23 protein-coding genes are annotated in these 26,180 nt (G+C 33.1%); 22 read left to right on the top strand and 1 reads right to left on the bottom strand.

The genetic code is table 11. The annotated features are described in order from the left end of the window. Nucleotides 1-18 precede the first annotated feature (18 nt). The 22 genes from neuB to JRC48_RS07480 all read left to right on the top strand — a co-directional run bounded on the left by neuB (nucleotide 19) and on the right by JRC48_RS07480 (nucleotide 25,492). The gene (gene neuB / locus JRC48_RS07585) at nucleotides 19-1,062 is read left to right on the top strand and encodes an N-acetylneuraminate synthase (RefSeq protein WP_235068967.1); all 1,044 of its coding nucleotides are present in this window, start codon (nucleotides 19-21) and stop codon (nucleotides 1,060-1,062) included. Between the two features lie 2 nt (nucleotides 1,063-1,064). Beyond that, nucleotides 1,065-2,201 (top strand): UDP-N-acetylglucosamine 2-epimerase, encoded by a 1,137-nt coding sequence (gene neuC, locus JRC48_RS07580; protein WP_235068966.1) that lies wholly within the window; start codon nucleotides 1,065-1,067, stop codon nucleotides 2,199-2,201. A gap of 280 nt (nucleotides 2,202-2,481) precedes the next feature. Then, complete coding sequence (locus JRC48_RS07575; protein ID WP_235068965.1) at nucleotides 2,482-3,135, top strand: hypothetical protein; 654 nt, start codon at nucleotides 2,482-2,484, stop codon at nucleotides 3,133-3,135. An 18-nt stretch (nucleotides 3,136-3,153) separates the two neighbouring features. Then, nucleotides 3,154-3,777, top strand: coding sequence for a class D sortase (locus JRC48_RS07570; protein WP_235068964.1), 624 nt, complete (start codon nucleotides 3,154-3,156; stop codon nucleotides 3,775-3,777). Between the two features lie 15 nt (nucleotides 3,778-3,792). Continuing rightward, nucleotides 3,793-4,692 carry a hypothetical protein gene (locus JRC48_RS07565; RefSeq protein WP_235068963.1) on the top strand — a complete coding sequence of 300 codons (900 nt, stop codon included), beginning with the start codon at nucleotides 3,793-3,795 and terminating at the stop codon, nucleotides 4,690-4,692. Nucleotides 4,693-4,705: 13 nt separating this feature from the next. Continuing rightward, the gene (locus tag JRC48_RS07560; RefSeq protein WP_235068962.1) at nucleotides 4,706-5,161 is read left to right on the top strand and encodes a VanZ family protein; all 456 of its coding nucleotides are present in this window, start codon (nucleotides 4,706-4,708) and stop codon (nucleotides 5,159-5,161) included. Nucleotides 5,162-5,377: 216 nt separating this feature from the next. After that, the gene (locus JRC48_RS07555; RefSeq protein ID WP_235068961.1) at nucleotides 5,378-6,148 is read left to right on the top strand and encodes a type II toxin-antitoxin system PemK/MazF family toxin; all 771 of its coding nucleotides are present in this window, start codon (nucleotides 5,378-5,380) and stop codon (nucleotides 6,146-6,148) included. Between the two features lie 675 nt (nucleotides 6,149-6,823). Continuing rightward, nucleotides 6,824-8,065: an ATP/GTP-binding protein gene (locus JRC48_RS07550; protein WP_235068960.1), complete on the top strand. Its 1,242-nt coding sequence runs from the start codon at nucleotides 6,824-6,826 to the stop codon at nucleotides 8,063-8,065. 68 nt (nucleotides 8,066-8,133) lie between these two features. Continuing rightward, complete coding sequence (locus JRC48_RS07545) at nucleotides 8,134-8,745, top strand: HEPN domain-containing protein (protein ID WP_370630399.1); 612 nt, start codon at nucleotides 8,134-8,136, stop codon at nucleotides 8,743-8,745. A gap of 239 nt (nucleotides 8,746-8,984) precedes the next feature. After that, nucleotides 8,985-9,344, top strand: coding sequence for a hypothetical protein (locus JRC48_RS07540; protein WP_235068959.1), 360 nt, complete (start codon nucleotides 8,985-8,987; stop codon nucleotides 9,342-9,344). Between the two features lie 13 nt (nucleotides 9,345-9,357). Then, the gene (locus JRC48_RS07535) at nucleotides 9,358-9,813 is read left to right on the top strand and encodes a VanZ family protein (RefSeq protein WP_235068958.1); all 456 of its coding nucleotides are present in this window, start codon (nucleotides 9,358-9,360) and stop codon (nucleotides 9,811-9,813) included. Nucleotides 9,814-10,832: 1,019 nt separating this feature from the next. After that, nucleotides 10,833-12,440, top strand: a complete 1,608-nt coding sequence (locus tag JRC48_RS07530; RefSeq protein ID WP_235068957.1) for an EAL domain-containing protein — start codon at nucleotides 10,833-10,835, stop codon at nucleotides 12,438-12,440. A 199-nt stretch (nucleotides 12,441-12,639) separates the two neighbouring features. Then, a complete protein-coding gene (locus tag JRC48_RS07525; RefSeq protein WP_235068956.1) occupies nucleotides 12,640-14,190 on the top strand; it encodes an EAL domain-containing protein in 1,551 nt (516 codons plus the stop codon). Between the two features lie 421 nt (nucleotides 14,191-14,611). After that, complete coding sequence (locus tag JRC48_RS07520) at nucleotides 14,612-16,534, top strand: GGDEF domain-containing protein (RefSeq protein WP_235068955.1); 1,923 nt, start codon at nucleotides 14,612-14,614, stop codon at nucleotides 16,532-16,534. Nucleotides 16,535-16,850: 316 nt separating this feature from the next. Further along, nucleotides 16,851-17,339, top strand: a complete 489-nt coding sequence (locus JRC48_RS07515) for a hypothetical protein (RefSeq protein ID WP_235068954.1) — start codon at nucleotides 16,851-16,853, stop codon at nucleotides 17,337-17,339. Nucleotide 17,340: 1 nt separating this feature from the next. Then, entirely contained in the window at nucleotides 17,341-17,892 is a 552-nt protein-coding gene (locus tag JRC48_RS07510; protein ID WP_235068953.1) for a hypothetical protein, read from the top strand. Nucleotides 17,893-18,223: 331 nt separating this feature from the next. Next, nucleotides 18,224-18,787 carry an alkyl hydroperoxide reductase subunit C gene (gene ahpC, locus JRC48_RS07505; protein ID WP_235068952.1) on the top strand — a complete coding sequence of 188 codons (564 nt, stop codon included), beginning with the start codon at nucleotides 18,224-18,226 and terminating at the stop codon, nucleotides 18,785-18,787. Nucleotides 18,788-18,876: 89 nt separating this feature from the next. After that, complete coding sequence (gene ahpC / locus JRC48_RS07500) at nucleotides 18,877-19,440, top strand: alkyl hydroperoxide reductase subunit C (protein ID WP_235068951.1); 564 nt, start codon at nucleotides 18,877-18,879, stop codon at nucleotides 19,438-19,440. Nucleotides 19,441-19,701: 261 nt separating this feature from the next. After that, a complete protein-coding gene (locus tag JRC48_RS07495) occupies nucleotides 19,702-21,372 on the top strand; it encodes an FAD-dependent oxidoreductase (protein ID WP_235068950.1) in 1,671 nt (556 codons plus the stop codon). Nucleotides 21,373-21,617: 245 nt separating this feature from the next. Further along, a complete protein-coding gene (locus JRC48_RS07490) occupies nucleotides 21,618-23,186 on the top strand; it encodes a spore germination protein (protein WP_235068949.1) in 1,569 nt (522 codons plus the stop codon). Between the two features lie 2 nt (nucleotides 23,187-23,188). Beyond that, nucleotides 23,189-24,352, top strand: a complete 1,164-nt coding sequence (locus tag JRC48_RS07485; RefSeq protein ID WP_235068948.1) for a Ger(x)C family spore germination protein — start codon at nucleotides 23,189-23,191, stop codon at nucleotides 24,350-24,352. A 15-nt stretch (nucleotides 24,353-24,367) separates the two neighbouring features. Continuing rightward, on the top strand, nucleotides 24,368-25,492 hold the full coding sequence (locus tag JRC48_RS07480) for an endospore germination permease (RefSeq protein ID WP_235068947.1): 1,125 nt from the start codon (nucleotides 24,368-24,370) through the stop codon (nucleotides 25,490-25,492). Between the two features lie 12 nt (nucleotides 25,493-25,504). Here the strand turns inward: JRC48_RS07480 and JRC48_RS07475 are convergent, their stop codons facing one another. Next, a complete protein-coding gene (locus JRC48_RS07475) occupies nucleotides 25,505-26,155 on the bottom strand; it encodes a hypothetical protein (RefSeq protein WP_235068946.1) in 651 nt (216 codons plus the stop codon). Between the last annotated feature and the right edge of the window lie 25 nt (nucleotides 26,156-26,180).

Genomic DNA, 26,180 nt, shown 5'->3' with positions numbered 1-26,180 from the left:
ACTAGAGGGTGATTAAGAATGAAAAACTATATGCAAATTGGAAATAGAAAAATTGGTGAAGATTATGCACCACTAGTGATTGTTGAGATTGGAATTAATCATGAAGGATCATTAAAAACAGCGTTTGAGATGGTCGATGCAGCTTATGAAGCTGGGGCTGAAGTCATTAAGCATCAGACACATGTGGTTGAGGATGAAATGTCAAAAGCCGCAAAAGAAGTGATTCCAGGAAATACAGATGTTTCAATTTATGACGTCATGGCGCGTTGTGCTTTAAATGAGGAAGATGAGATTAAATTAAAAGAATATGTTGAATCTAAAGGGATGATTTTCATCAGTACGCCATTTTCACGTGCAGCAGCGGAGCGATTAGAGCGTATGGGAGTTCAAGCTTATAAAATTGGTTCAGGAGAGTGTAATAACTATCCATTAATCGATTTAATTGCTTCTTACGGAAAACCAATTATTTTATCAACCGGAATGAATGACATTGAAAGTATCCGTAAATCAGTTGAAATCATGGAGAAGCACGGGGTTAAATATTCATTATTACATTGTACCAATCTTTATCCAACACCTGCTCATTTAGTTCGTTTAGGTGGAATGATTGAATTACAAAATGAATTCCCTAATGCCATCATTGGGTTATCTGATCACACGATAAACAACAACGCTTGTTTAGCAGCAGCAGCCTTAGGGGCATCGGTGTTAGAACGTCACTTCACAGATTCAAAAGACCGTCCAGGGCCAGATATCGTTTGTTCAATGGATCCAAAAGAATTAAAAGAGTTAATTGAAGGCAGTGCTGAGATTCAACAAATGCGTGGTGGAAAAAAAGAAGCAGCAAAAGAAGAACAAGTTACCATTGATTTTGCATTCGCCACAGTTGTTACAACAAAAGAGTTAAAAAAAGGTGATGTATTAACACATGATAACATTTGGGTCAAACGTCCAGGTACAGGGGAAATTAAAGCTGAACATTATGAAACATTGATGGGACGTGTCATCAATAAAGATATCGAATGTGATGAGCATCTTTCATGGGGAGATCTGGAGGATTAATAATGAAAAAAATACTTTTTTTAACAGGAACACGTGCTGATTATGGAAAATTAAAATCATTAATGAAAAAAGTAGAAGATAATTCGAATTTCGAATTACATGTCTTTGTCACTGGAATGCACATGTTAAGTAAATACGGATCGACTTATCATGAAGTAGAAAAAGATGGATTTAAAAATATTTATAAATACATTAATCAAAAATCAAGTTCACATGATCAGATGGATATTTCGCTTAGTAACACGATTACGGGTCTAAGTAATTATTGTGATGAAGTTAAACCTGATTTAATCGTTGTTCATGGAGATCGTTTAGAAGCGTTAGCAGGAGCTATTGTAGGGGCTTTCAATAATATTAAAGTGATGCATATTGAAGGTGGAGAAGTATCAGGAACCATTGATGAATCGATTCGCCATGCCATCACAAAAATGGCTCACTTTCACTTGGTAGCAAATGAGGAAGCGAAAAAACGTATTTTACAATTAGGAGAAAAAGAAGAATCAGTCTTTGTTTTTGGATCACCTGATTTAGATATTATGTATTCAGATACGTTACCAAATATGGATGAAGTAAAAGGTAAGTACGATATTCCATTTGAAACATTTAGTATTTTAATGTATCATCCTGTCACAACAGAAGTGGAACGATTACCATCTAATATTAAAAATGTCGTCGATGCGGTCATTGAATCAGGTAGACAATATGTTGTGATTTATCCAAATAATGATCATGGAAGCGACGTCATTTTAAAAGAATACAGACGGTTTGAAAATAATCCAAACTTCTTAGTTTATCCATCCATGCGTTTTGAATATTTCTTAACGTTACTAAAAAACTGTGACTTCATTATTGGAAATTCAAGCTCTGGAATTCGTGAAGCCTGTGTTTATGGAAAGATGGCCATTGATCTAGGATGCCGTCAAAGTGGACGCTATAGTGACGAGAATGTCAATATTCTTCATTGTAACGAAGATACTTCTCAAATTTTAGCTTCTATTCAAGCCGCTCTTCAAACTCATCCGCAATCAGCCTCATATTTTGGAGATGGAAAAAGTGATGAAAAGTTTATCAACATTCTTAAACATTCAATGATTTGGGAAGCAGAAATTCAAAAACGATTCAATGATATTGATTTTTAAATATCTTTAAAAGTATTCCTTATTATGTTAAAAGTTATTTTGATTAATATTATCTCTTCTTTTATACAATTTAAACAGATCTAAAAAATTTTAAGTTATTTGTTTGAATTGTATGTGTATAGACTATTTAATTGTATAGATAAGATGAAATTAATAAAGGAATTTATTTACAAAAAATACATAAATATACATTTTATACCTTTTATCTCTAAGGGAGTTGTGGTATAATTTGGATTGTCTATTCTGAGGATAGAATAATAGTTTAAATGAGGTGAAAGAGATGAAAAAATTAACGATTTCAGCATTAGCTGCTATGTTGGTAGCTGGATCATTTGGTGCGGTAGCTGAAGCAAGCACAACAGATGTAGCGAAATTACGTGATCAATTAGTTTCTTTAGGAGTGCCTTCAAATAGTGCGAACCAATTAATCACGTATTTACAATCAGTTGAATTATCAACAGCTGATGAAGCTGAACTTGAATCATTAGTAAAACAAGCATACGCTGTAATTGATGGACGTACGGATTTAACAGCGTTATCAGCTACTGAAAAAAGTAACTTAATGGATTTAGCAAAAAAAGCTTCATCAAAAGTTGGATTAGTGTTAAGCTATGACATCGTAAACGGTGTAGATACAATTAAATTAGTATCTGCAAACGGACAATCAATTTTATCATTAACAGCTAATGACATTGCTGATGTTTTAACAAACTTTGATGGAGGTATGATTTCTGTGATTGAAAACATCATGGAAACAACCGTTGAAGTGGTAATCGGAAGCAATACAGCTGGAAATGGTTCAGTAAAACCAATGCCAGATACAAATTTAGAATCAACAGGTGCAGAGTTACCAACAATGGTAATGTCAGGTGCAGGATTAGTTGTATTAGCAGCTGGTTTAATGATTAACTCAAAACGCGAGATGCAAGCATAGAAAGTTGAGGAAGTAGGCGTGAAAACAGTTAAAGAAAAACGCCGATACTTTTTAAAAAGGTTAGGGATTACACTCGTAATCCCTCTTTTTTTAATGGTGATCGGTTCAATTATGATGTTAGTTCCTTTTTGGGGGCTCGTGAGTCAAGCGATGACGTTTAGTTCGGTTATTTTTTATGACCCTAATTTAGAAATTACTCATACATCGTTTCAAATTAATGATCACACGATGTATCTACCTAAAATCGGCGATGAATTTGCGACGTTAAATATTCCTAGTGCCGACTTAGAGGTATCTATTTATCAAGGAGAAGGAAATGAACAACTTCGAAAAGGAGTCGGGCATTATGTAGGAAGTTTATTACCAGGTGAAGGTGGAAACGTCGTTTTATCAGGACATCGTGAAACGGCTTTTTATGCATTAAAAGACTTAGTGGTTGGAGATAAAGTCTACGTTGAAACAGATTATGGAACGTATGAATATGAAGTTTCAGATATTTATATCACAACGCCAGATGATGTATCGGCGACAATGCCAACCGATAAAGAGAAACTGACGATGTATACGTGTTATCCATTTATTAAGTATGGTCCAACGCCTGAGCGTTACATTGTTGTTTCGGATTTTATTCAATTGAAGTAAATGAGGTAAAAAAAGATGACTGTAATTAAAAAAATCATATCAGTGCTTCTTAGTTTTAGTTTAATGCTTTTAACCATCGCCATCTGTCTACTGAGTATACTCCCAACATTCATCACACCATCCACGTATCTTCAGGCAATGGAACAAGCCAAAGTCTATCAGTCCATTCAAGAAAACATTCAAAATGGCTTGGATGATATTATGCTTTTTAATAATATTGATCGTCAGACCTTACGTGAATTTATCAGTGTTGAAGAAGTGAAGGAAGTGGTCATTGGGGATGTGTATGCGTTGCTTGCTTGGTTAGAGGGAAGTAATCAAAAAATAGAAGCCCTTGACTTATCCTCGTATGAGACGCGCTTTGATGAACGAATGGCTGCCTTTTTTAGTGAGAATCAGTACTATTTAGATGAGGCTGCAAAAGCAGACGTTGAGTTAATGAAACAAGATGCCATGCAAATCATGAAAGGAAATTTAAGATTACTTGATTTTGATCAAATCACAAGTATGAGTGAGTTACAACAAGTAATGAAATCACTTGAAGCGTTAAATTTTAAATCATTAGCAGCTGGCTTAGTGGGACTTGTGATGCTGATTGTTGGTTTACAAGTGCTCCTATCACCACGAAGTCGACGACAACAAAAACGTAAAAAATATGAAATCGGATTACTTTATAGTGGATATGGAATCGTTGCGGGTGGATTATTTATCTTTATTGTGTTCTTTAGTGGGATTCAATCTGGTTTTTATCATCATATCGCTATTCAAGTGAGTTATTTACGTGAAAGTATTAGCTACTTAATTTCACATACGTTTAAGACTTTAAGTATCCTTGGACTACTCAGTGCTGGAATTGGTTTCATGTTAATGATTCCTTACTGGCAACGACTTTATAAAAAATGTATGAAACGTTAAGATGGGTGTCAGGATGAAGAAAGGGTTATTGGGATGTTTTGTTTTAGTGATGATCGGATTCATTCTTTATCAGGGGACACGCTCGATCAGTACGTCTTTACAGAGCAGTGACTATCTGGTTTACAAACTGATGAATCTATTTGAAAAAGTGAGAGCTTATCATGAAGAAGAACTTTATCGACTCCTTCATGTATTGGTGCGTAAAGGAGCTCATTTATTTGAATACGCCATGCTTGGAACCCTCCTTTACTTACTCTTTAAATGTTTCAAACAACGTGAGCACAATTGTTGGATCTATGCCTTATTTTTAGTACTACTTTGTGCCACGATGGATGAATTTTTCCAGTCTTTTGTTGGGCGAACGTCATCGGTACGTGATGTACTCATTGATTTTAGTGGAGCGATCATAGGAATGAGTGTGATTAGTCTACTAACTCTTAGTTTTGGAAAGGTAAGATTAAGACGTTAAATCTTTAAAATTCACTTAGATATTAAGTTATTTAAGTGAATTTTTTAATAGATATCAATAATAAAAGAGTTTACTGGTAATGGTTGAAAGACAGTATTTTCAAGATTATAAATTGCTTTATTTTTTAGAAAGTTTGTTCGCTTCATAACCTCATCTACAAGAGGTGTGTTATAATAATTTTTATATAGTAAATATCAAGTTTATAGGAGTTTTGAAATGGGTTATTTAATTAATGATTTACGAGCTACTCTAAAAAATAAATATGATAAAAATCAGTCTACTTCTGTTTCTATAGAAGCATTGCATGAAATACAAAATGTATTTGCTCATACAGGCATAATGTTAAGTCAAGGTAAGCTAGAACGCACTGTAAATTATGCTCATTTTCAGGATCTTTGGATACAAAATGAATATAAGAAGTTAAATAATAATTATTATAACTATAGCCGTGGGGATATTATTTCCTCAGTAGATTTAGGGACTTGTAATATTGGAACCGAAATACGTTATCCTCATCCTTGTGTTGTTTTATATGATAATCATGAAGATTGGGTTATTGTAGCTCCTATTACGGCTGCAACAAAAGATAAGTCAACAGGAGAGACTATTATCCATGAATTCGAAGTGTTTGCTCAAAAATCGAGAGCTACTACTAATCGGAAAAATCTTTATCTATTTAAGAAAGATTCCGTCATACAGGTGGACCAAATTACTCGGGTAAGTAAATATAGAATACTTAATAAAAAACGATTTAAACTGCGAGAAGAACTGTTAAATGAGATTGATAACATTATTTTGAAAAAGTATATTCCTAAAAAGGATGAATTACTTGAAAAATTAAAAGTAGTGATTTCTGATCAGAAATCTATTATAGAGCAAAAAGAGAAAGAAATTGAAGATTTAAAAAATACTATCATTAATCAAAAACAACGAATTGAACAGCTAAATGTAGAAATCGAAAATATAAAAGGAGAAATAAAAAAATAGTGATTGGTGATTGACACTACTTTACGAAAATAATATAATTTAATCAAGATCGATTTCGTATTAGTTTAATACAAATCAGTAATGAAGATAGGTTATGGTTAGACATACACCAGTAAAGTAAGAGCACATACTCACAAGGTATGTGTTTTTTTGTTCTAATTTCAAACTGATTCGAATAAGATAAAATTAATAGGAGAACATAAAAAGGAACCACACTAATATTTGTAATTTGTATATAATACTAATAAGATTGGTCTAGCACCAGTAGGTTCGAAACTACATACTCACAAGGTATGTAGTTTTTTTACTTTGTGCAACGATAGATGAATTTTTCCAATCGTTTGTTGGGCGAACATCATCGGAGTGAGTGTGATTAGTTTAATTTGTCTCTGCTTTTAACTATGTTTTAGACATGATTAGTGATTGATTAATAAATATGAGGAAAAGCGTTTAAAATCTTTTGTGATATAAATGTCAATAAAAAAGTAGTTCTTCTATGAATGCTAATATAAATGTGGTTCATATCTAATAAAATATAGAGTAAAGATATTCAAAAATTAATTTTAATTAATATTTAATCTTTGATTTTGAAGATTTTTCTCAAAAATTGAGTTTAAAATGATGATTAATAGGGTATAATAGACGAAGATAAGTGAAGGAGAGGTGCTAGAATTTATGTTAATTCAATTTAAGTGTGCGAATTATCGCTCGATAAAAGAAGAGATTGTTTTTTCAATGCTAGCAACAAAAGATGAAACATATTCAAATTATTTATTAGGTGAAACTTCAAAATTAAGGATAAATCCAGTCTGTGCGATATATGGAGCAAATGGGGCCGGTAAAACTAATTTAATTAATGCTATTGATTATTTAAGTCATATTGTTAGTACGAGTGTGAATTTACAATATCAAGATGTTTTACCTTATTATCCGCATAAAATGAGTCAAGAGGGATTACCTTCTTCATTTGAAATTCAATTTTTAGAAGATGGAGTACGCTATGTTTATGGTGTAAGTTTAACTAATAAAGAGATTATGGACGAGTATCTATACTATTTTCCAAATGGGCGCCAGGCAAAGATCTTTGATCGTAAACATCAGACATATACATACGGATTAAATTTTAAAAAAGTTCTGTCTGAAATTGCAGAAAGTAAGATGAAGGAGAATCGTCTCTTTTTATCATCAGCTGCTTCATGGTGTAATATTGAAGATGTGTTAAAAGTATTTCATTATATTCGTCAAAAGCTAGTTGTCTATCAAGGCTTTCGTAATGATAATTGGTTTGAATATACGTTACAAAATATCGAAAAAGATGTAGAATTCAAAGAAGAATTTCTTAAATTTCTTCAAACATTAGGGGTTAATATTCATGATATTGAAATTAATAATCACTTGATGATGCTATTGAATGAAGATTTACCAGCTAACCTGCCAGAGGAATTAAAAAGCTTTTTAAATGGAAAAGAATTTAAAAAATCAGATGTAGTGTTTAAATATCCTCATATGGATATTAGTTTGTCAGAAGAGTCATTAGGAATTAATAAATTATTTGAATTAGGAGGACCTCTCTTAGAGATTTTGAGGAATGGTGAAGTTTTAGTTTTTGATGAACTAGAAACGAGCCTTCATCCGAATTTAGTTGTTCACTTAATTCAATTATTTTTAAATCCAGTTATTAATAAAAAGGGGGCACAATTGATTTTTACAACCCACGATACGAATTTATTAAACTTAGATTTATTTAGGCGCGATCAGATATGGTTTGTGGAAAAGACTAATAATCAGTTTAGTGATTTTTATTCGTTAGCACAATTAAAAAATGTTAGAAAAGATGAGAATATAGAAAAAGGTTATATTGCAGGTAAGTATGGAAGTATTCCATTTCTTCATAATAATACATTCTTTTTAAAATAGGGAGAGAATAGATGCGTGATTTATCTTTACATCAAACACAGCCAAATCGTGATAAAAAGTAAGTTGTCATTAGAAATGAGCAAGAAAAACACATTCTTAAACAATTTAATAATAGTATTGAAGTTGTTAGACAAAAAGATGAAATTATTCAATTTCTATCAGCACATGGTCAGTCTACACTAGAGATTCGACAGAGCCAAATTATATTATTAATGAGTGCATTAGATTTATATATTCATGATATTGTAAAGTATTGTATCATACAAAAATTTAATGGGAATCAAACTAAGACAAAACAGTATAAAGAGTTACTAATTCCTATGCAATCAGTTGAGTTAGCCATTCAAAATCCAGAGTCATCAGATTGGTTAGATGAAGTGATTACGAATATAAATCAGTATAAAAGTTTTACAAGTTATGGGCAGATTAAAAATCAGTTAGAAGCAGTAGGGCTTAAGTCAAAAAAAATTAATGAATTAGTGTTAAAGATAGAATCTGATTTTGGAGTATCTAACCTTATCGAGAAACTTCGTTTGCTTCGGAATCGATTAGCCCATCAAGATCAACAATCTATTACCTCTTTGGAATCAGAACTAACAGAGGAAAAAATTAATCAGTATATTGATTTCATTTATCAATTAGTTCAAGATATTCATCAAACTATTATAGAATTAGAATGATAGGATATAGGTCATCGATTTTTCAGATACCTTCTTCACATAAGGATTTTGATTTAAACATTGTCTCTCTTTTTCAGTAAACTTCTTTTGACTCATTCTCTTCACCATTTTTCTCTAAAGTTATCTTTCTTTTATTATAAATTAAAAAGAACCATAAGCTCACACTTTTTTAAGTGTCTAGCTTATAGGTTCTAGTTTACACTTGTGATCTCTCTTTTTTAATGGTGATCGTTTCAATCATGTTATTGGCAGGTGGATTAGTAGGCGTTGCGACGCTTATAGTTGGATTACAAGTCTTGTTATCTCCGCGAAGTCGTAGACAACAAAAACGTAAAAAATATGACATAGGATTACTTTATAGTGGATATGGAATCGTTGCGGTTGGATTATTCATTTTTATTGTGTTCTTTAGTGGCATTCAATCTGGTTTTTATCATCATATCGCCATTCAAGTGAGTTATTTACGCGAAAGTATTAGCTACTTAATTGCATATACGTTTAAGACGTTAAGTATCCTTGGGCTACTCAGTGCAGGAATTGGTTTCATGTTCATGATTCCTTACTGGCACCGACTTTATAAAAGATGTCTAGCTCGTTAGGATGGGAAAGAGGATGAGAAAATTTTTATTAGGGTGTTTAGTTTTGATCATGACGGGCTTCATTTTATATCAGGGGACACGACCGATTCATATTTCACTTCAAAGCAGTGACTATGTGGTTTACAAATTGATGCGTCTGCTTGAAAAAGTGACACCATACCATTATGGCGAATTTTATAAATTAGCAAATGTCATCATGCGTAAAGGGGCGCATTTATTTGAATACGCCATGCTTGGAAGCCTCCTTTACTTACTCTTTAAATGTTTCAAACAACGTGAGCACAATTGTTGGATCTATGCCTTATTTTTAGTACTACTTTGTGCCACGATGGATGAATTTTTTCAATCATTTGTCGGGCGAACGTCATCGGTGCGTGATGTGTTAATTGACTTTATTGGGGGAATTCTTGGAATCAGTGTGATCAGTTTCGTTACGCTTTGTTTTGAAAAGATTAGCATAAAATATTGACGATTATTTATAAAGATGGAATCACTTAAATGGCTCATGATTTAAGTGATTCCATTTTTATATTTAAAAGTTTTGCATAGCTAAAAGCCTTTTACTAGTTAGCCAATTCGCAACTTAGCTTAGAGAATCCGCTATGGTTAATCTATTTACCACAAAACTATAAGCCTATTTCATAATGTGAAATCTATTTCTCTCTTGATATATAAGTGGCGATAAATTTTTAACGCCATTGTAGTCAGTCTTTCTATCATCTGAATTCAACCACTCAGTCTGGTTCATTAGATTTAGAATTTTTTTGCTTTTTAAATAGTAAGTCAGATGATAAGAAAAAATATTTTTTTACTATTGATTTTGGTATATATTGGTGGTATTTTTAGAAGAAGTGGTGTGTTAATTTGTGTAAAATTATGTATTAATGAGTTTTTGGATGCATGGTTTTAAATCCGTAGCTTCATAAAAGTATGGAAGCATTCAGATGAGAAGGAGTGATGAATTTTAAAAGAATGACTATCTTTAACTTAATGAATGGTGCCAAAATCAAAACCAGTCAAGTTAAAGAGCAAGTAAAAACTTAAGGCTCATGAAGAATTTTTCAGTATAAGGAGAACGTATCCATAATCTGTGTCAGATGCTAAGTACGAGATCTTGCTATCCTTATTATATATAAGTCTAGATAAGTTTTTCATATCGGAAAACTTTTAAGTCCTACTAACGGTAGATACATTTTCCTAGAAAATGGTAGGTGACGCATTCCCTACCAAAGGAGGAGACATGCTACGCATGGCAGGTGACCCGTGCCCTACCAAAGGAGGAGACATGCTGCGCATGGTAGGTGACCCCTGGACGATAGTCTGTCTTCTTATCAAAAAGACTAACGTACTGAGATGAATTAGAAAATGTGAAATACATTTCTATTTATATAATAGATAGGTATAAGAAATTTTTATTTTTAATAAGATTTTTATTAGGAGTCAACGATGAAGCTTAAATGAGAGATGGGGCAATATAGGAGGGAGACGATGCGATTAATAGGTAAATTAATGATTGGATTTATCATCAGTATTGGATTAATCCAACCGATAACGTTTAAAGTACAAGCGCAAGATGATAAAGTGAAAATCGGTCTTTATGAGACGAGTCCATATTATGATATTGATGAGTCAGGAAATATAAAGGGTTATTATCATGATTTACTACTATTGATTCAAGAGGTCCTACCTTTTAGTTATGAGTATGTTATCACAGATTTTTCAGATGGATTGCAGCAGCTAAAAGAGGGACAAATCGATTTGATGTTTGGTATTTCTTTAGTTTCTGATCGATTGAACGAAATGAATTATAGTCAACGATCGATTGGAGAGGAAGTATTTGGTTTATACACGAATCCTTTATCCGGCATGACGTCTATCGAGCATTTAAATGGGAAAACGATTGGGTTAATTGAAGGTAGCCATAGTACACAGACCATTTTAAATCTTTTTTCAGTCATGGGAATCAGTGTTGAACCTTATTTGGTTCAAAGTTGGAAAGAACTTGAACAATCATTTGAATCAGGTAAAGTAGATGTTATTCCACATTATAGCGAATTAGATAGACCCGGATATGATAAAATTTATGAAATGACAGGTGATCAAGTCTTTATTGTGACAAGTAATGAACAAAAATCATTAATCTATCAACTCGATGATGCCCTCGCGACACTTTATACGAGGGAAGATCATCCAATCGAACACCTGTATGCTAGTTATTTTAGTGAAACCGAAGAGGTTAACGCTCAGGTGTTGCGATGTTTAGCAGCATGGTTGTTAGTTTTATTACTTTTAGTTAGTCCGTTTTTAATTGTTATATGGAAAAGATTTAAGATTAAACAAAAAATTCGATTGAATATGAAAAAAGAACGTTATCTTTTACAATACCAACCGATTGTTCATCTAAACAGTGAGAAAATTCGGGGATTTGAGGGCTTATTAAGGTTGTATAATGATCAAAAGCAACTGATTCCTCCTTTTCAGTTTATTCCAGAAATCGAAGAAAACGGGATGCTTTTAGAGATATCCCTTTGGATTTTAAAAAAAGCTATTCAAGATTATGATGAAATTCAAGCGTATGATTGTGTAAAAAATCATGAGTTTTATATTTCCATTAATGTTTCCTTAAGTGAAATTGAAAATCGTCGTTTTATTCGTCAAGCTCAAAAAATATTACAGCAATCGAATTTAGGACCAAATAAAATTTGTTTAGAGATCATTGAACGGATCAAAGTGAATCAAATGCCTAGAGTCGCTAAGCATTTGGCACTATTAAAGCAGGCAGGATTTAAAATTGCGATGGATGATTTCGGTGCTGAATATTCAAATCTTGATTTATTATTAAGCTTAGATACTAATATCATCAAAGTAGATAAATTTTTAATCGAGGGAATTGAAGAAGACCCTGTTAAGAATGAGATGATTGAATTTATCTTTAGGGTTTCACAAATAAAAAATAAAATGGTTGTGCTAGAAGGGGTAGAGACTAAAACACAGATTCAAGCGATTCAACAATATCATTATGACTTTATTCATGTTCAGGGATATTATTATTACAAGCCCTTATTTAAACAGGAAATTAAATTAATTGATATCTAAGTAGGGGATAGTTTTTCATCGTTGGAAATCTTTTAGCGCGATTTTGGTTAGTCTTTTTGATAACAGGACTCATCAACTCAGCTTGCCTCTTAGGATGTGAAAACTATTTCGCTCTCTCTATGTCATTGTTGTTTATGATTGAAGGTGCTATCGCTAGTAGGAGGGATTAGTTATTAAAAAGAAAATCATAGGATGTTTAATGGGTAGTTTTTTTATTTTTTTACATTCTGTTAAAGCACAAGAAGTTGATCTTGTTAAAATAGGCGTTTATGAGTATGAGCCATACTGTATGGTGAACGAGGAAGGAGAGATGGAAGGATATTACTATGATTTAATGAAGTTATTTGAAGACGAGTTATCATTCGATTATGAATTCATTGTCTTACCGTTATCGGAAGGCATGAATCAATTAGTTTCTGGCGATCTTGATTTAATGCTAGGGATTTCAATGAATAACCAATTCAAAGACCAATTTATTTTTAATCATAATTGGACGAATAAGGAAATTTTTGGATTATTTAGTCTTGAGGAAGTAAGTCTTAACCAACTAAAAGAACGAAAAGATTTGAAACTTGGATTAGTGAGAGGGGATTCTAATGCAAACAAGGTGTTAGAGATTTTAAAAGCTAATCAAATTGAAGTCACTGTCTATTATGAAAAAGATTACCACACATTAGTTAAGAAATTAGAAGAAAAAGAAATCGATTTATATGTCGATAACCTGATAAAAGCTTCTGATTATCATTTGGTTTATGAATTTAATGGACAAGATGTATATATTGCAGGAAATGAAAATAGTGAGTTGATTATCGAGGAGATTGATCGGGTTATTGAGGAATTTATGAAACAAGGAGAATATCCGATTACATTATTATTAGAAGAATATTTTGGTGATTCAATAGAAGGGGATGATTATTGGAATGAAATCATCGTAGGTTTCGCTTTATTTACACCTTTATTAGTGATTTCCCCGTCGTTAAAACGAAAGTTTATGAGAAATCAAATAAAAAAAGATTTAATGGCACGTCGATATTTTCTTGAGTATCAACCCATTTATCATCCAAAAACTAATCAAATCATAGGATTTGAAAGTTTATTGAGGTTACGCGGTAAAAATCAACAGATGATTTCACCTATGAAAATGATGTCTAACATAGAGAAATACGGAATGTCATCTTATGTTTCTTTTTGGATTATTGATCAGGTAATTAAAGATTATCATATGTTAAAAACCTGCCGTTGTGTAAGAGAGCAACCATTTTATATTTCAGTTAATTGCTTATTTGATGATATTGAAAATCAACAATTTGTAAAAGGCGTTATTAAAAAGTTAAATCAATCTAACTTAGGAATGAATAAAATATGTTTAGAATTAGTCGAACGATTGAAATTGGATGATTTAGAAACGATTATGAATCATATTCAGCTATTAAAGCATGCTGGTTTTATCATATCAATGGATGAATTTGGAAAAGAATATGCTAACTTAGATCTTTTACATCAATTAGACGTGGATATCATTAAGATAGATAAACTTTTTATTGAAGGAATTGGGATTGATTCACTTAAAGAGGAAGTGGTCTTATTGATTTCTAAACTCGCATTGATTAAAAATCAATCGGTCATCCTAGACGGTGTAGAACACTCGGTTCAGCATCAAATCATTTCTCAGATTAAAAATGAAAAGCTTTATGTTCAGGGGAATTATTATAATAAACCATTATCAATTGAGCAAATCTTTGATTTATAAGTCATCTCTAAATAACGTTTTCCTAATCACTAGAAGGTAATCTTTAAAATAACATGAGTGATGAAAGGAAATTTTTATTTCTAATTTAGCAATGGTAAACTATAATTGTAGAAGGTGATTTAAGTAGACGACAGCTTTTACATGATTGAATTTACATTTAAAGATAGTTTAATATAGCTTATTTTATTAATCTAACAAGTAAAAAAAGAATATGATCTATAGAAACGGAAATGTTTTTCATTTATTCGAACTTATCCCAATACGTTTGTCTTCTCGATAAGAAGAACAACGCTAGTGGGTTCCCTACGCTAAGTCGCGAAGCTCTTAGCCTTCTATCCCTGGTAGGGGAAGAGTTAGAAGTTTTTCGACCATGAAAAATTTATCCGGACTGATATATTTAAATCTAGCGGAGGCTTGAAAAATGAAAAAAATAAAGGATATTTTTCGAAGATATATGTTAATTGTGTTATCCGTTAGTGGAGGATTTCTAATTTTAATTTATAGTATGTTTGAATTTTATGTGATGATGAACCAACAACGAGGCCTGTTAGACCATTTGATTTTACAAACGACATCCGTATTAGATGAAAGACACAACGAATTAGAAGAATTTGAAGAACTAATAAAACAAGATTATTTAATTAGAGCGCGGGCCTTTGAAGAAATGGTATTTGAAAATCCGGATATCATTGAAAATCAAGAAAAATTAGTTTCTATTGCTAATACGCTTTCGGTAGATGCGCTTGAAGTCGTTAGTGAAGAGGGGATTATTATAGGCTCTTCCGTCGAGAATCGGTTAGGGTTTGATTTCCATACCTCTTCACAGGCACGTGAATTTCTCTTTTTAATTGATTCAACTGATGAAACTGCAAGTTACGTTCAAGAGATGGAAAAAAATACAGTTGATCAAGAAGAGAGCAGTTATATTGGGGTTAAATGTCGAGCTCATTGTGGTTTTATTCAAATTGCAATTGGTCCAGAGGGGTTAAAAAGCTATTGGAATCAGGCATCCATTAGGACTGTTTTAAGTAGATTACCTATGATAGAAGGTCATTTATTGTTTGCATTAAATAGTCATACGGGTGATTTAATTGGTCATTCAGCTGCTTATGAGGGTAATTCAGTTAGTTTTAAAGATCAACTAGAGTCATTGAAATCTTCCTCTGATGGAAAATGGTTAAAAATTGGGAATGATACTTATTATTTAGTCACTCAAGAATATGATGATTTACTTCTTATTGCCGCTAGTAGTAGTCAAATCATTTATAGTAAGATCGCTTGGTTAATAGGATTTATGACTTTAATTACTTTGTTATTGGTCATTTTAGTTATCAAACTGATCAATTATCTAATTAATAAAAAATTGATTCAAGATATTCAACAAATTTTACAAATTTTAAACGAATTCAAAAAGGGTGAGTTTGATATTGAAATAGGAGAGATGAGTAGTTATGAATTATCACAGATAGCGAATTCTATTAATCAAAGCGTTAAGATGATTAAGACATTTAACTATAAATTAATTCATATTATTGATGTCACTAAATTACCAATCGTTTTATTTGAATACATTGAAAACTTAAACCAAATTTTTATTACAGAAAACACGTGTGATATCTTAAACTTGGATCAGGAATCCTTTAATGAAATCAAAGGTGATTGTCAGAAATTTAGAACATTTTTATCGACTTTAAAACAAAATCCTTTAGAATCGCACCAAGATATTTATGAATTACCCAATTCTAAATACGTTAAAATAACAATGTTTGATGAGGCAAATGAATGGTATGGTGTCATTCAGGATGTAACACCAACGATTTTAGAACGCCAGAATATGATGTGTGAATTAGATGAATCTAGACGATTGGCACGAACCGATTATTTAACGGGATTGTTTAATAAACTAGCAGTTTATGAACTGGTCAGCACTTATTTAGCAACTAATCAAGTAGGGATTTTATTATTATTTGATTTAGATAATTTTAAAGTGATTAACGACACCAAAGGTCATATGGAAGGTGATTATGTCCTGCAATTATTTGCTAAAACGATTAAATCGGAATTTAGGGAAAAAGATATCGTTGGGCGATTAGGAGGGGATGAATTTGTTGTATTTTTACCAAGTAATATGACAAAACAACACCTTGAAACGAAATTAACACAATTAATTGAATGTATTCGAAAAACATTTAAACTGTATTATGAAAGCTGTGGTCTTTCAATTAGTATAGGAAGTGCCAAAGTGACTAGTGAAATTAATACGTTTAATCAATTATATGTAGCTGCCGATCAACGACTTTATATTGCTAAAAAGAACGGAAAAGATAAGTTTTATATTGATTAAGATAGTTGAACAAAAATTTTAATTTTTGTCAGCTTAGATGCTAAGCACTTATTGATTTGAGTCCATTTTATTTTTAGATGATTAAAATAAAAAACTGATCATTTTTTCAATATCATAACAAATGGTGTCATCAAAAGATGTAATCTACAAGAGGTTACATCTTTTTTTGTCTTTCTAAAAGGAGGTTTGTAAAGCGTTGGCGATTGCAGCGAACTTGGCTAAAAGAAGACAGAAGTAGTCCATTTTTTTGGTGCTGATATGGCAAATTTCTAAGTTGGTCTCGTGATATTCTCGTATTATCGAGGGTGGTGGTTTAGTGAGACGATATCTATTACTTTTTTGTTGTTTGCTATTAGCTGGATGTGGAAATAAAATAGCGAATCAGATGATTAAAGAAGCAAAAGATGCATTTGAAGACAAGTCTTATGAACGGGCAGTTGGTTTATTAAAGCTTGCAAGTGATGAAAGTTCAAATAAAAGTTATGAGATTTGGTATGAGCAGGGAGAGGCCTTTTTAAACATGTTAGAATATGATGACTTAACGTTATTTGATGACTTATTACTAGCGTGGACCGATTTAAACTTAATTGACAGTGAGCCAAGCTTTGTAAAAGAAGAGGCCGTTGCCTATATTAAAACTCAACTGGAATCGATTAAAGAATTAGCGAACGAGGCACTTGAAACAAAAGATGATCAAGAAGTCATAGAGCTTATCCAAACCATTGAAAAGCGAATGGGGACTTTAAAATTATTTAAAGCAGAAATAAAAGAATTAACAAAATTAAAACAGAAATTGGAGGGATAAAATGAAACCATTTAGGTATCTTTTCATGCTAGGATTTGCAGTCATGTTAAGTCTTAGTGGTTGTTCAAATGAAACGGATGTAAGTGAGGGGTTATCTAGTCAAGTTTCATCTGTGCTTGAGCAAACGTTGAGTGACACATCCATTGAAGATGAACTCTCTTACATTGAAACACTCGTAGGGGTTGAGGAGTTTTCTGCTGCGAAATTAGCACTAGAGACACTAGAGTCAAACTTGAGTCAGCCAATTGATAATGAAGAATTATCTGCACGACTAATGACTTTAAAACAATCACTGAGTGAAGTGGAGGTAAGTGAGAAAGAGTGTCACGACCATGCCTTTACAGGTGCTGATGCCGTTGCCATTGCGGTTGAACGTTATGGAGCAGACGATGATATTGTTTATATGTATGATGAAAATCATGAACACTATGCTGATAATCAAATTGGTTATTACGTCGCTCTTAAATCAAAAAGTCTTCAAGAACAAGAAGGCGGAGACGGCATCATTTTAATGCTATTTGTTGGAGAAGATGGGAGTATAACCGAATTATAAGTGGGGAGCTCCCCCGCTTTTTTCTTTGGATGAAAGAAGGGGATGATATGTGAAAATTTTTCAAAGTTGATAAGCCAATTAGTCAATCTGTTCCTTACTTCAAAAAGATCAACGAATGAAGATGAAAAAAATTTCTGACCCTATCTAGAATTAAATCTCCGATATCCCTATATAGCATAAGTTTATTTTAAGCGGTCAATAATAGAAAAGATGATAAAATTTATAAAAATTAAAAAAGTTTAGAAACATCATTGACATTAATTAGATTTAAAATTATAATATCAATATCAGTAATTATTACTAAATTTAAAATTTAGAGGAGGAATGTATTATGTCATTAATTGGAACTCAGGTTGCAGATTACAAATTACAGGGATATCAAGGTGGAGATTTTAAAGAATTTACAGCAGAAGGTGCAAAAGGGAAATGGGCGGTTTATGTCTTCTATCCGGCAGATTTTACGTTTGTTTGTCCAACAGAATTAGGAGATTTAGCGGATAAATACGAAGAGTTCAAATCAATTGGATGTGAAATTTATTCGGTTTCAACAGATACACATTTCGTTCATAAAGCATGGGCAGACGCATCAGAAACAATCGCAAAAATCAAGTATCCAATGTTAGCTGATCCAACAGGAAAATTAACACGTGCTTTTGGTGTTATGATTGAAGAAGAAGGAATGGCTTTACGTGGAAGCTTCGTTGTTAACCCAGAAGGAATCATCAAAGCTTATGAAATCCATGATAATGGAATTGGACGTGATGCCGATGAGTTATTACGTAAAGTACAAGCGGCACAATTCGTTGCTGAGCATGGTGACCAAGTCTGTCCAGCAAAATGGAAACCAGGGCAAGAAACGTTAACACCAAGCTTAGACTTAGTTGGAAAATTATAATAAATATTTAATTTAATGATAAGTTTTAAAAATGGTTTGAAAATAAATTAAAATAAAAAGATCAAAGAATCTTTCAGGAGGAATGTATTATGTCATTAATCGGAACTCAGGTTGCAGATTACAAATTACAGGGATATCAAGGTGGAGATTTCAAAGAATTTACAGCAGAAGGTGCAAAAGGGAAATGGGCGGTTTATGTCTTCTATCCGGCAGATTTCACATTTGTTTGTCCAACAGAATTAGGAGATTTAGCGGATAAATACGAAGAGTTCAAATCAATTGGATGTGAAATTTATTCGGTTTCAACAGATACACATTTCGTTCATAAAGCATGGGCAGATGCATCAGAAACCATCGCAAAAATTCAGTATCCAATGTTAGCAGATCCAACAGGAAAATTAACACGTGCCTTTGATGTGATGATTGAAGAGGATGGAATGGCGTTACGTGGAAGCTTCGTTGTTAACCCAGAAGGTATCATTAAAGCTTATGAAATTCATGATAATGGAATTGGTCGTGATGCGGATGAATTATTACGTAAAGTGCAAGCAGCACAATTCGTTGCTGAGCATGGTGATCAAGTGTGCCCTGCAAAATGGAAACCAGGACAAGAAACATTAACACCAAGCTTAGACTTAGTTGGAAAACTTTAAGATTAAATCATCGTTACATGTTTAATCACAATTAAAGACAGTCCTACTAATTGTAAGATTGATTAAGATAATTTCATGTAGGAATGGAGGGCTTCTCCATTCCTATATCAATAAAATGCGTTGTAAATGCGTAATGAAAGGAACTAAGTCTTAGTCCCTTTGATTGCTATTTATAACAGATATTTATGAGAACAGATTAGAGAAGAAGTCATGACTATTCTTCATGACCTAAAGAGCTTTGAACTATAAGGAGGAGATAATATGAGTGAAATGATTTATGATGTGATCGTCATTGGTGGAGGAGCCGCAGGAATGTCTGCTGGAATTTATTCAGGACGCGCTAAAATGAAAACATTAGTTTTAGAGCAAGCGTCAGTTGGTGGACAAGCGAAAACAACAAATGAAATTGTGAACTATCCAGGAATTCGCCATACTACCGGTCCAAAACTAATGGAAGAAATGCATCTTCAAGCGGAAGACTTCGGCGTAAAATTTGCTCAAGCTGAGGTATTAGAAGCTAAGCTTGAAGGGGAAGTAAAAGTTTTAAAAACAACAAATGGAGACTTTAAAACTCGCTCAGTGATCATTGCAACAGGAGCAACACCTCGTACGTTAGGATTCCCTGGTGAAGCAGAGTATCGTGGACGGGGAGTGGCCTACTGTGCAACATGTGATGGAGAATTTTATACAGGATTAGAAGTGTTTGTCATCGGAGCGGGATTTGCAGCAGCAGAAGAGGCGATTTTCTTAACTCGCTTTGCTCGTAAAGTAACTGTGATTGCGCGTGAACCAGAGTTCACATGTGCAAAAACGATCGCAGACAAAGTATTAGCTCATCCAAAAATTGAAGTGAAGTTTAATACTGAAGTGGTTGAGGCAACTGGAGATGAATTATTACGCCGCGTGAAATTCATCAACAATCAAACACAAGAAACTTGGGAACATGTGGCATCAGCTGATGAAACATTCGGAATCTTTATCTTTGCTGGATATGTCCCTCAAACGAAAGTTTTTGATGGATTAGTGGAAATGGATAAGTGGGGATATATTATCACAGATGAAAATATGCATACCAATGTAGCTGGGGTTTATGCAGCGGGAGACTTACGTCCTAAAGTATTACGCCAAGTCGTGACAGCAGTAGCAGATGGAGCGATCGCTTCATTAGAAGCAGAAAAATATGTGGCTCAAGAAAAAGAGCGTTTAGGAATTGTGGATGAAGAAATTGAAGAAACACCACAACCAAAATCAGCTGCTGAATCAGCACCACAAGCTAAACAAGTGACACAAGGTGGACGCTCAGCGTTATTAAATGATGCATTACGAGGACAAATCGCAACAGTACTTGGACGTATGGAAAATAACGTGACATTAGTGACTATTGTGGATCCATCGAATGAAAAATCAATTGAATTACGTGACTTAGTCATCGATATTGCTGATTTAGGTGATAAGTTAGAAGCAATTGTTAAAACAAAAGGTGACGATCAAGCATTAGAAGAAAAAGTGAATGCTGATAAATTCCCAGTCGTTGCATTACTAAATAAAGACGGAAACTACTCAGGAGTTAAATTCCACGGAGTACCTGGTGGACATGAGTTAAACTCATTCTTATTATCTATTTATAACTTAGCTGGACCAGGACAAGCGTTAGATGCATCTGTATTAGAAGCTATTAAAGCCGTTGATAAAAAAGTAAACATTAAAGTCGCTGTATCATTATCTTGTCACTTATGCCCAGACGTTGTGGTTGGAGCACAACGTATTGCGATTGAAAACCCAAATGTCGAAGCGGAAATGCTAGATATCGCAAACTTCCCAGAATTAAAAACAAAACATAAAGTGATGTCAGTTCCGTGTTTAATCGTCAATGATGAAAAAGTAACCTTCGGATCAAAATCAATCCAAGACATGTTAAACTTTATCGGTTAATTTAATATATCAAAAAGAAATCAAGCACCGCTTGATTTCTTTTTTTATGTTTTTTCTATTCTATTTAACATTAGAGTTAGAGTCTATTCTTATAAACTATTAATTTATTTTTAGGTAAAGGAAGGAAGGGGCTAAAATATAAATTTTTATATGGAAAGGAAATAAAAATTGGAAAATGATGAAGTGCATAACGTTTATAAGAATACAAATAATAGAATAAATGACAAAAAAGTGAGTGAGTGACTATGGATTTTTTTAAAGTTTTTAAAGGAATAAAGAATACAAAGGCCCCGATTACTAAACCAAAAGAAGAGCGCCTTTATCCTGACCTAAGCGCTAATCTTATAAGAATTAAAGAAACTTTAGGAAATGCGAATGATTTGTTAGTTCGTCAACTTTCTTTACAGGATGAAGATTATATAGGGGTAGCTATACTAGGAATTGATGGATTAATCGATACGAATCAGGCTGAGCAATTTATTGTACAAGTGTTATCCATTGATTTATCACTTGTTAAGAACAAAGAAAATCGTTCATATGGTATTTTTCAATCTATTTTTGAATCACGAATTGCGATGCTTGATGCAAAGTGTGGTCAAACTTTTCAGGACTTATATACAAATTTATTAAACGGTCATGTCATTGTGCTAGTTGATGGCGTGGACCAGTTAATGATGTTTGATTGTAAGGGATGGCAGATGCGTTCCATTAGTGAACCTCAAACAGAGCCTTCTTTATATGGACCTAAAGATTGTTTTACTGAGACGATTCGAACGAATACAGCGACTATTCGTCGACGAATTAAAGATCCTAATCTTCGATTTGATGCTCATGTGATAGGAACGGTGACACAAAGTGATGTGTTTGTGACGTATATCGAAGGAATTGCTAATCCTGAAGTGATTAAAGATGTGAATAAGCGAATTGCAAGCATTGATATCGATGGATTTGTTGATTCGAGTGAGTTAATGCAATTAATTGAAGATCATCACATCACTATTTTCCCACGGTTAACCCAGACTGAGCGACCTGATAGAGTAACAGCGGCGTTGATGCAAGGGAGTGTGGCTATTTTAGTTGACGGTTCGCCATTTGTGACACTTGGGCCTGCATATTTTTCAACGATGTTTCAAAGTACGGATGATTATTATGCAAGACCTCTTATTGCAACATTAACACGTATTCTTCGCTATGCTGCTTTTTTTATGGTCATTTTAACGCCAGGACTTTATGTGGCCATTTCAACGTATCATCAGGAAATGATACCGACTATTTTATTAGTGAACATTATTGATCAACGGAGTTCAAGTCCATTTCCAACTTATATTGAGACCATCATTATTTTAGTTTTATTTGAAATTATTCGAGAAGCTTCTATTCGAAAACCGAATGTGGTTGGGAACTCAATGACGATTGTGGGATCATTAATTATTGGACAGACGATTGTGCAAGCCGGATTGGTGTCGTACATGGTTATTATTATTGTTTCATTAACTTCAATTGCTGGTTTTATCTTATCAAGTAGTCGCTTAAATAACGCAACACGTATTTTAACGGTTCTCTTCTTATTACTAGGAACGGCATTTGGTCTATATGGGATTACAATAGGATTTATTCTTCTTATCCTACATCTATGCTCGTTAACGACACTGGATCAACCTTATCTAGCATCGATAGCTCCATTTAATCTTCATGATCAGGAAGATCAATTTTTACGATTACCTTTATCATGGATGAAGTATCGTCCACGAATTTTTAAGACAGGTAATAATATTCGTCATAATCTTGATGATACGATGAGGGAGGAGGAATAAATATGAAACGTTTGTTTTTATTATTAAGTTGTTTGCTTTGTTTAGGAGGATGCTCTAATAAAATTGAAATTAGTGCTTTTGGGATTGTTAGCGGACTCGGAATCGATCAAACGGAAACAGGTTATCGTTTGAGTGCTCAAGTTATTAATCCAAGTTCAGTGACTGGAAATCACCAAGGAACATTGCCAGTCTATGTTCTTGAAGCAGAAGGAGTCTCTATTTATGATGCGTATCGTCAGTTAAATACGATGACAGCTAAAACGTTATATTTACCACATTTAAGTGTCATTATTATAGACGAAGCGGTAGCGAAAACTGGAATTCAAGAAATATTAGATTTCACACTAAGAAATGTTAAAATTCGTCCCAATATTTCATTACTTGTTGCCAATGGTTCATCAGCTAGTGACGTACTAAAAGTTCTTGTTCCAAGTGAGACGATTCCAATTAATCAGATTGATGCGGTATCAAGTATTTGCCAAACGTGTATGTCTCGATTAGTCCATTACAACCTATACGATGTTGGTGGAAAGATCAATACGATAGGTGATAATGTGGTGTTAAATAGTGTCGTTATTAAGGGTGCTAGTAGTGAGACAGGAGAAGAAATGGATAATCTATTAAAATCTTTTTCTCCAACTCAGTTGCAAATTAACGGCTTAGCTGCGTTTAATGCTGATCAAATGGTAGGTTATTTAGATAATCAAGAAGCTGAAATCTATAATTTACTTTTGAATAAAAAAGATAAAGTTGTGATTAATAAAGAACAAGATGGGTATCTCATTACATTTGAGGGACGTGGGAAAAAAGTTGAAATTAAGCCAAATATAGATGCTAAAAAAGTGGCAATTAATTGTGAGGTTGAAGGGGAATTAATGGAGATTAGTTATCCCATTGATTTATCAAATCCAGAAAACTTGATTGATCTTGAAAATTATTTAGAAGAAGAGGTAAAAGCTCAAATTGAAGCGTTGTTTGAAAAAACTAAGGATGAACTCCAATCAGATATTTTTGGTATAGGAAATAAAGTTTATCAAAAAGAACCAAAGTACTGGCGTGAAATTGAAGGATATTGGAATGAAATTTATCCAGAATTAACATTCGAAGTACAGGTAAAAGTTAAAATTATATCTGTTGGAGATATTCAAAATTTAGTCGAACAATAGAAAGGGGTGCTTAAGGTGAAAACGTCACGATTAAGTTTAAATCAAATGTTTACGCTAATGATTTTGTTTTTAATTGCGAGTCCAACCTTAACGATGGTTGGCCGAGTGTCAGGACAGGATGTTTGGATTGTGATACTGATTGCGTCAGTCATTGGAACGTTGTTATTTTTAATCTTTCACCGCATTAGTTATTTACATTCATATGTTTCATTATCAAGTATCATTCAAGATAGTTTTGGAAAGTGGTTAGGTGGTTTGATTGTTTTAAGTTATGCCATATACTTTTTATACATGGCAACAGGTTTATTAAAAAGTACTGGAGATATGATTCAATTTACCCTCTTACCAGGGTCTAGTATATATTTAGTGAATGGATTGTTAATGATTACTCTTATTTATGGAATGATTTTAGGAATAAATGCAATCGGTCGATCTTCTGAATTATTATTTTACGTGGTCATCTTATTGCTTATTCCCTTAATTTTTTGTGTGTTAACTACTGATATCGTTAAGTTTAATCAGTTTTTGCCGATACTTGAAAAAGGATTTTATGGTATTCGAAGAGATATTTATACCGTAACTCTTCTTCCCTTTGGTGAACTCATTTGTTTTTTAGCTGTTTTTCCGCTGATTCCTGGAAATAATCAATCAAGTATTTTAAAAACGAGTTTAATTAGTATTATAATAGGAACACTAATTATCGTGATGCTAGATGTGATAAATGTTGGGATTTTAGGACCAAGTTTAGCTAAAGGTTTTATCTATCCATTTTATAATGCGATGAAGATGGTGGGGGTAGGAGTCGTTTTTGAACGTCTAGATCCCATTGCAATTTTAATTTTAATGATGACATGTTTTTTTAAGCTGACCGTTTACTTTTATTCAGGTGTTGTTTGTTTAGATGGGCTAATCTCTCGTTTTAATTATCGTCAATTATCGATTCCTGTTGGAATTATTGTGGTAATTTTAAGTGGCTTTATTAGTAATAATCGTGTTCAAAATTTATATCGAGCCATTTACTTTAATACTCGCTATGTTCATCCAGCTTTTCAAATCGCTATCCCGCTTCTTTTGTGGGGGATTAGTGAAATGAAATATCGTAAGCATCGCAGACAAATAAAAACTGAGACTAACAACTAGTCCCAATTTTTGTTATTTACGATCATAGCTTGTTTCTGAGAGGCGATCGATTTCAGACCAAGCAAGTGTTAAGTAATTTTGTGCTAGACGTTCAATTTCTGCATTTGTATCTAGTAATGTTTGACGATCTTCTAGTGTTGCTGCTTTAAAAATTTCATATTCAGCTGCTTTATACTGAATATTATAGTCGTATGCTTTAACGACATATTCTTGTAAAGTTGAGACATCTTCATTTGGACGTGATAGTTCTTCAATTGTCTTCATTTCATTTGTCGTTTGATTTAATAAATTTTCACGGATCGATAGTTGTGCTGTTTCTGCCTCTGTTCCGACAACAGAGAACACTTGTGTTAAATTTGAATCAAGTAATGAAAGGGTATCTTCTAGTGCGCTCACTTTTTCATACATATAATCGACAAATTCTTGTTGAGTAGAGAATGTCTTTTTACTCGTTTGTAACTCACCTGACTCGCTTGATTCAAGTGTGCTTGATGAATCTACTTTAGTTGACGAATCTGTCGTTTCATCAGATTGAGTGGTTGTTGTCGCAATCGATAAACTTTGTAGTGATTGAGGTGTGGAGATCGTTGTTGATTCTTGATTACCGGAACAACCAGACAAAGTAAAAAGAGCAAATCCTAACAGTAAAGGGACACGTTTCATATTTTTTCACCTCAGTTATCAGTAT

It is taken from the genome of Turicibacter sp. TJ11, assembly GCF_021497505.1.
Taxonomy (GTDB): Bacteria; Bacillota_I; Bacilli_A; order MOL361; family Turicibacteraceae; genus Turicibacter.
This window is presented reverse-complemented; position numbering and strand designations above follow the sequence as displayed.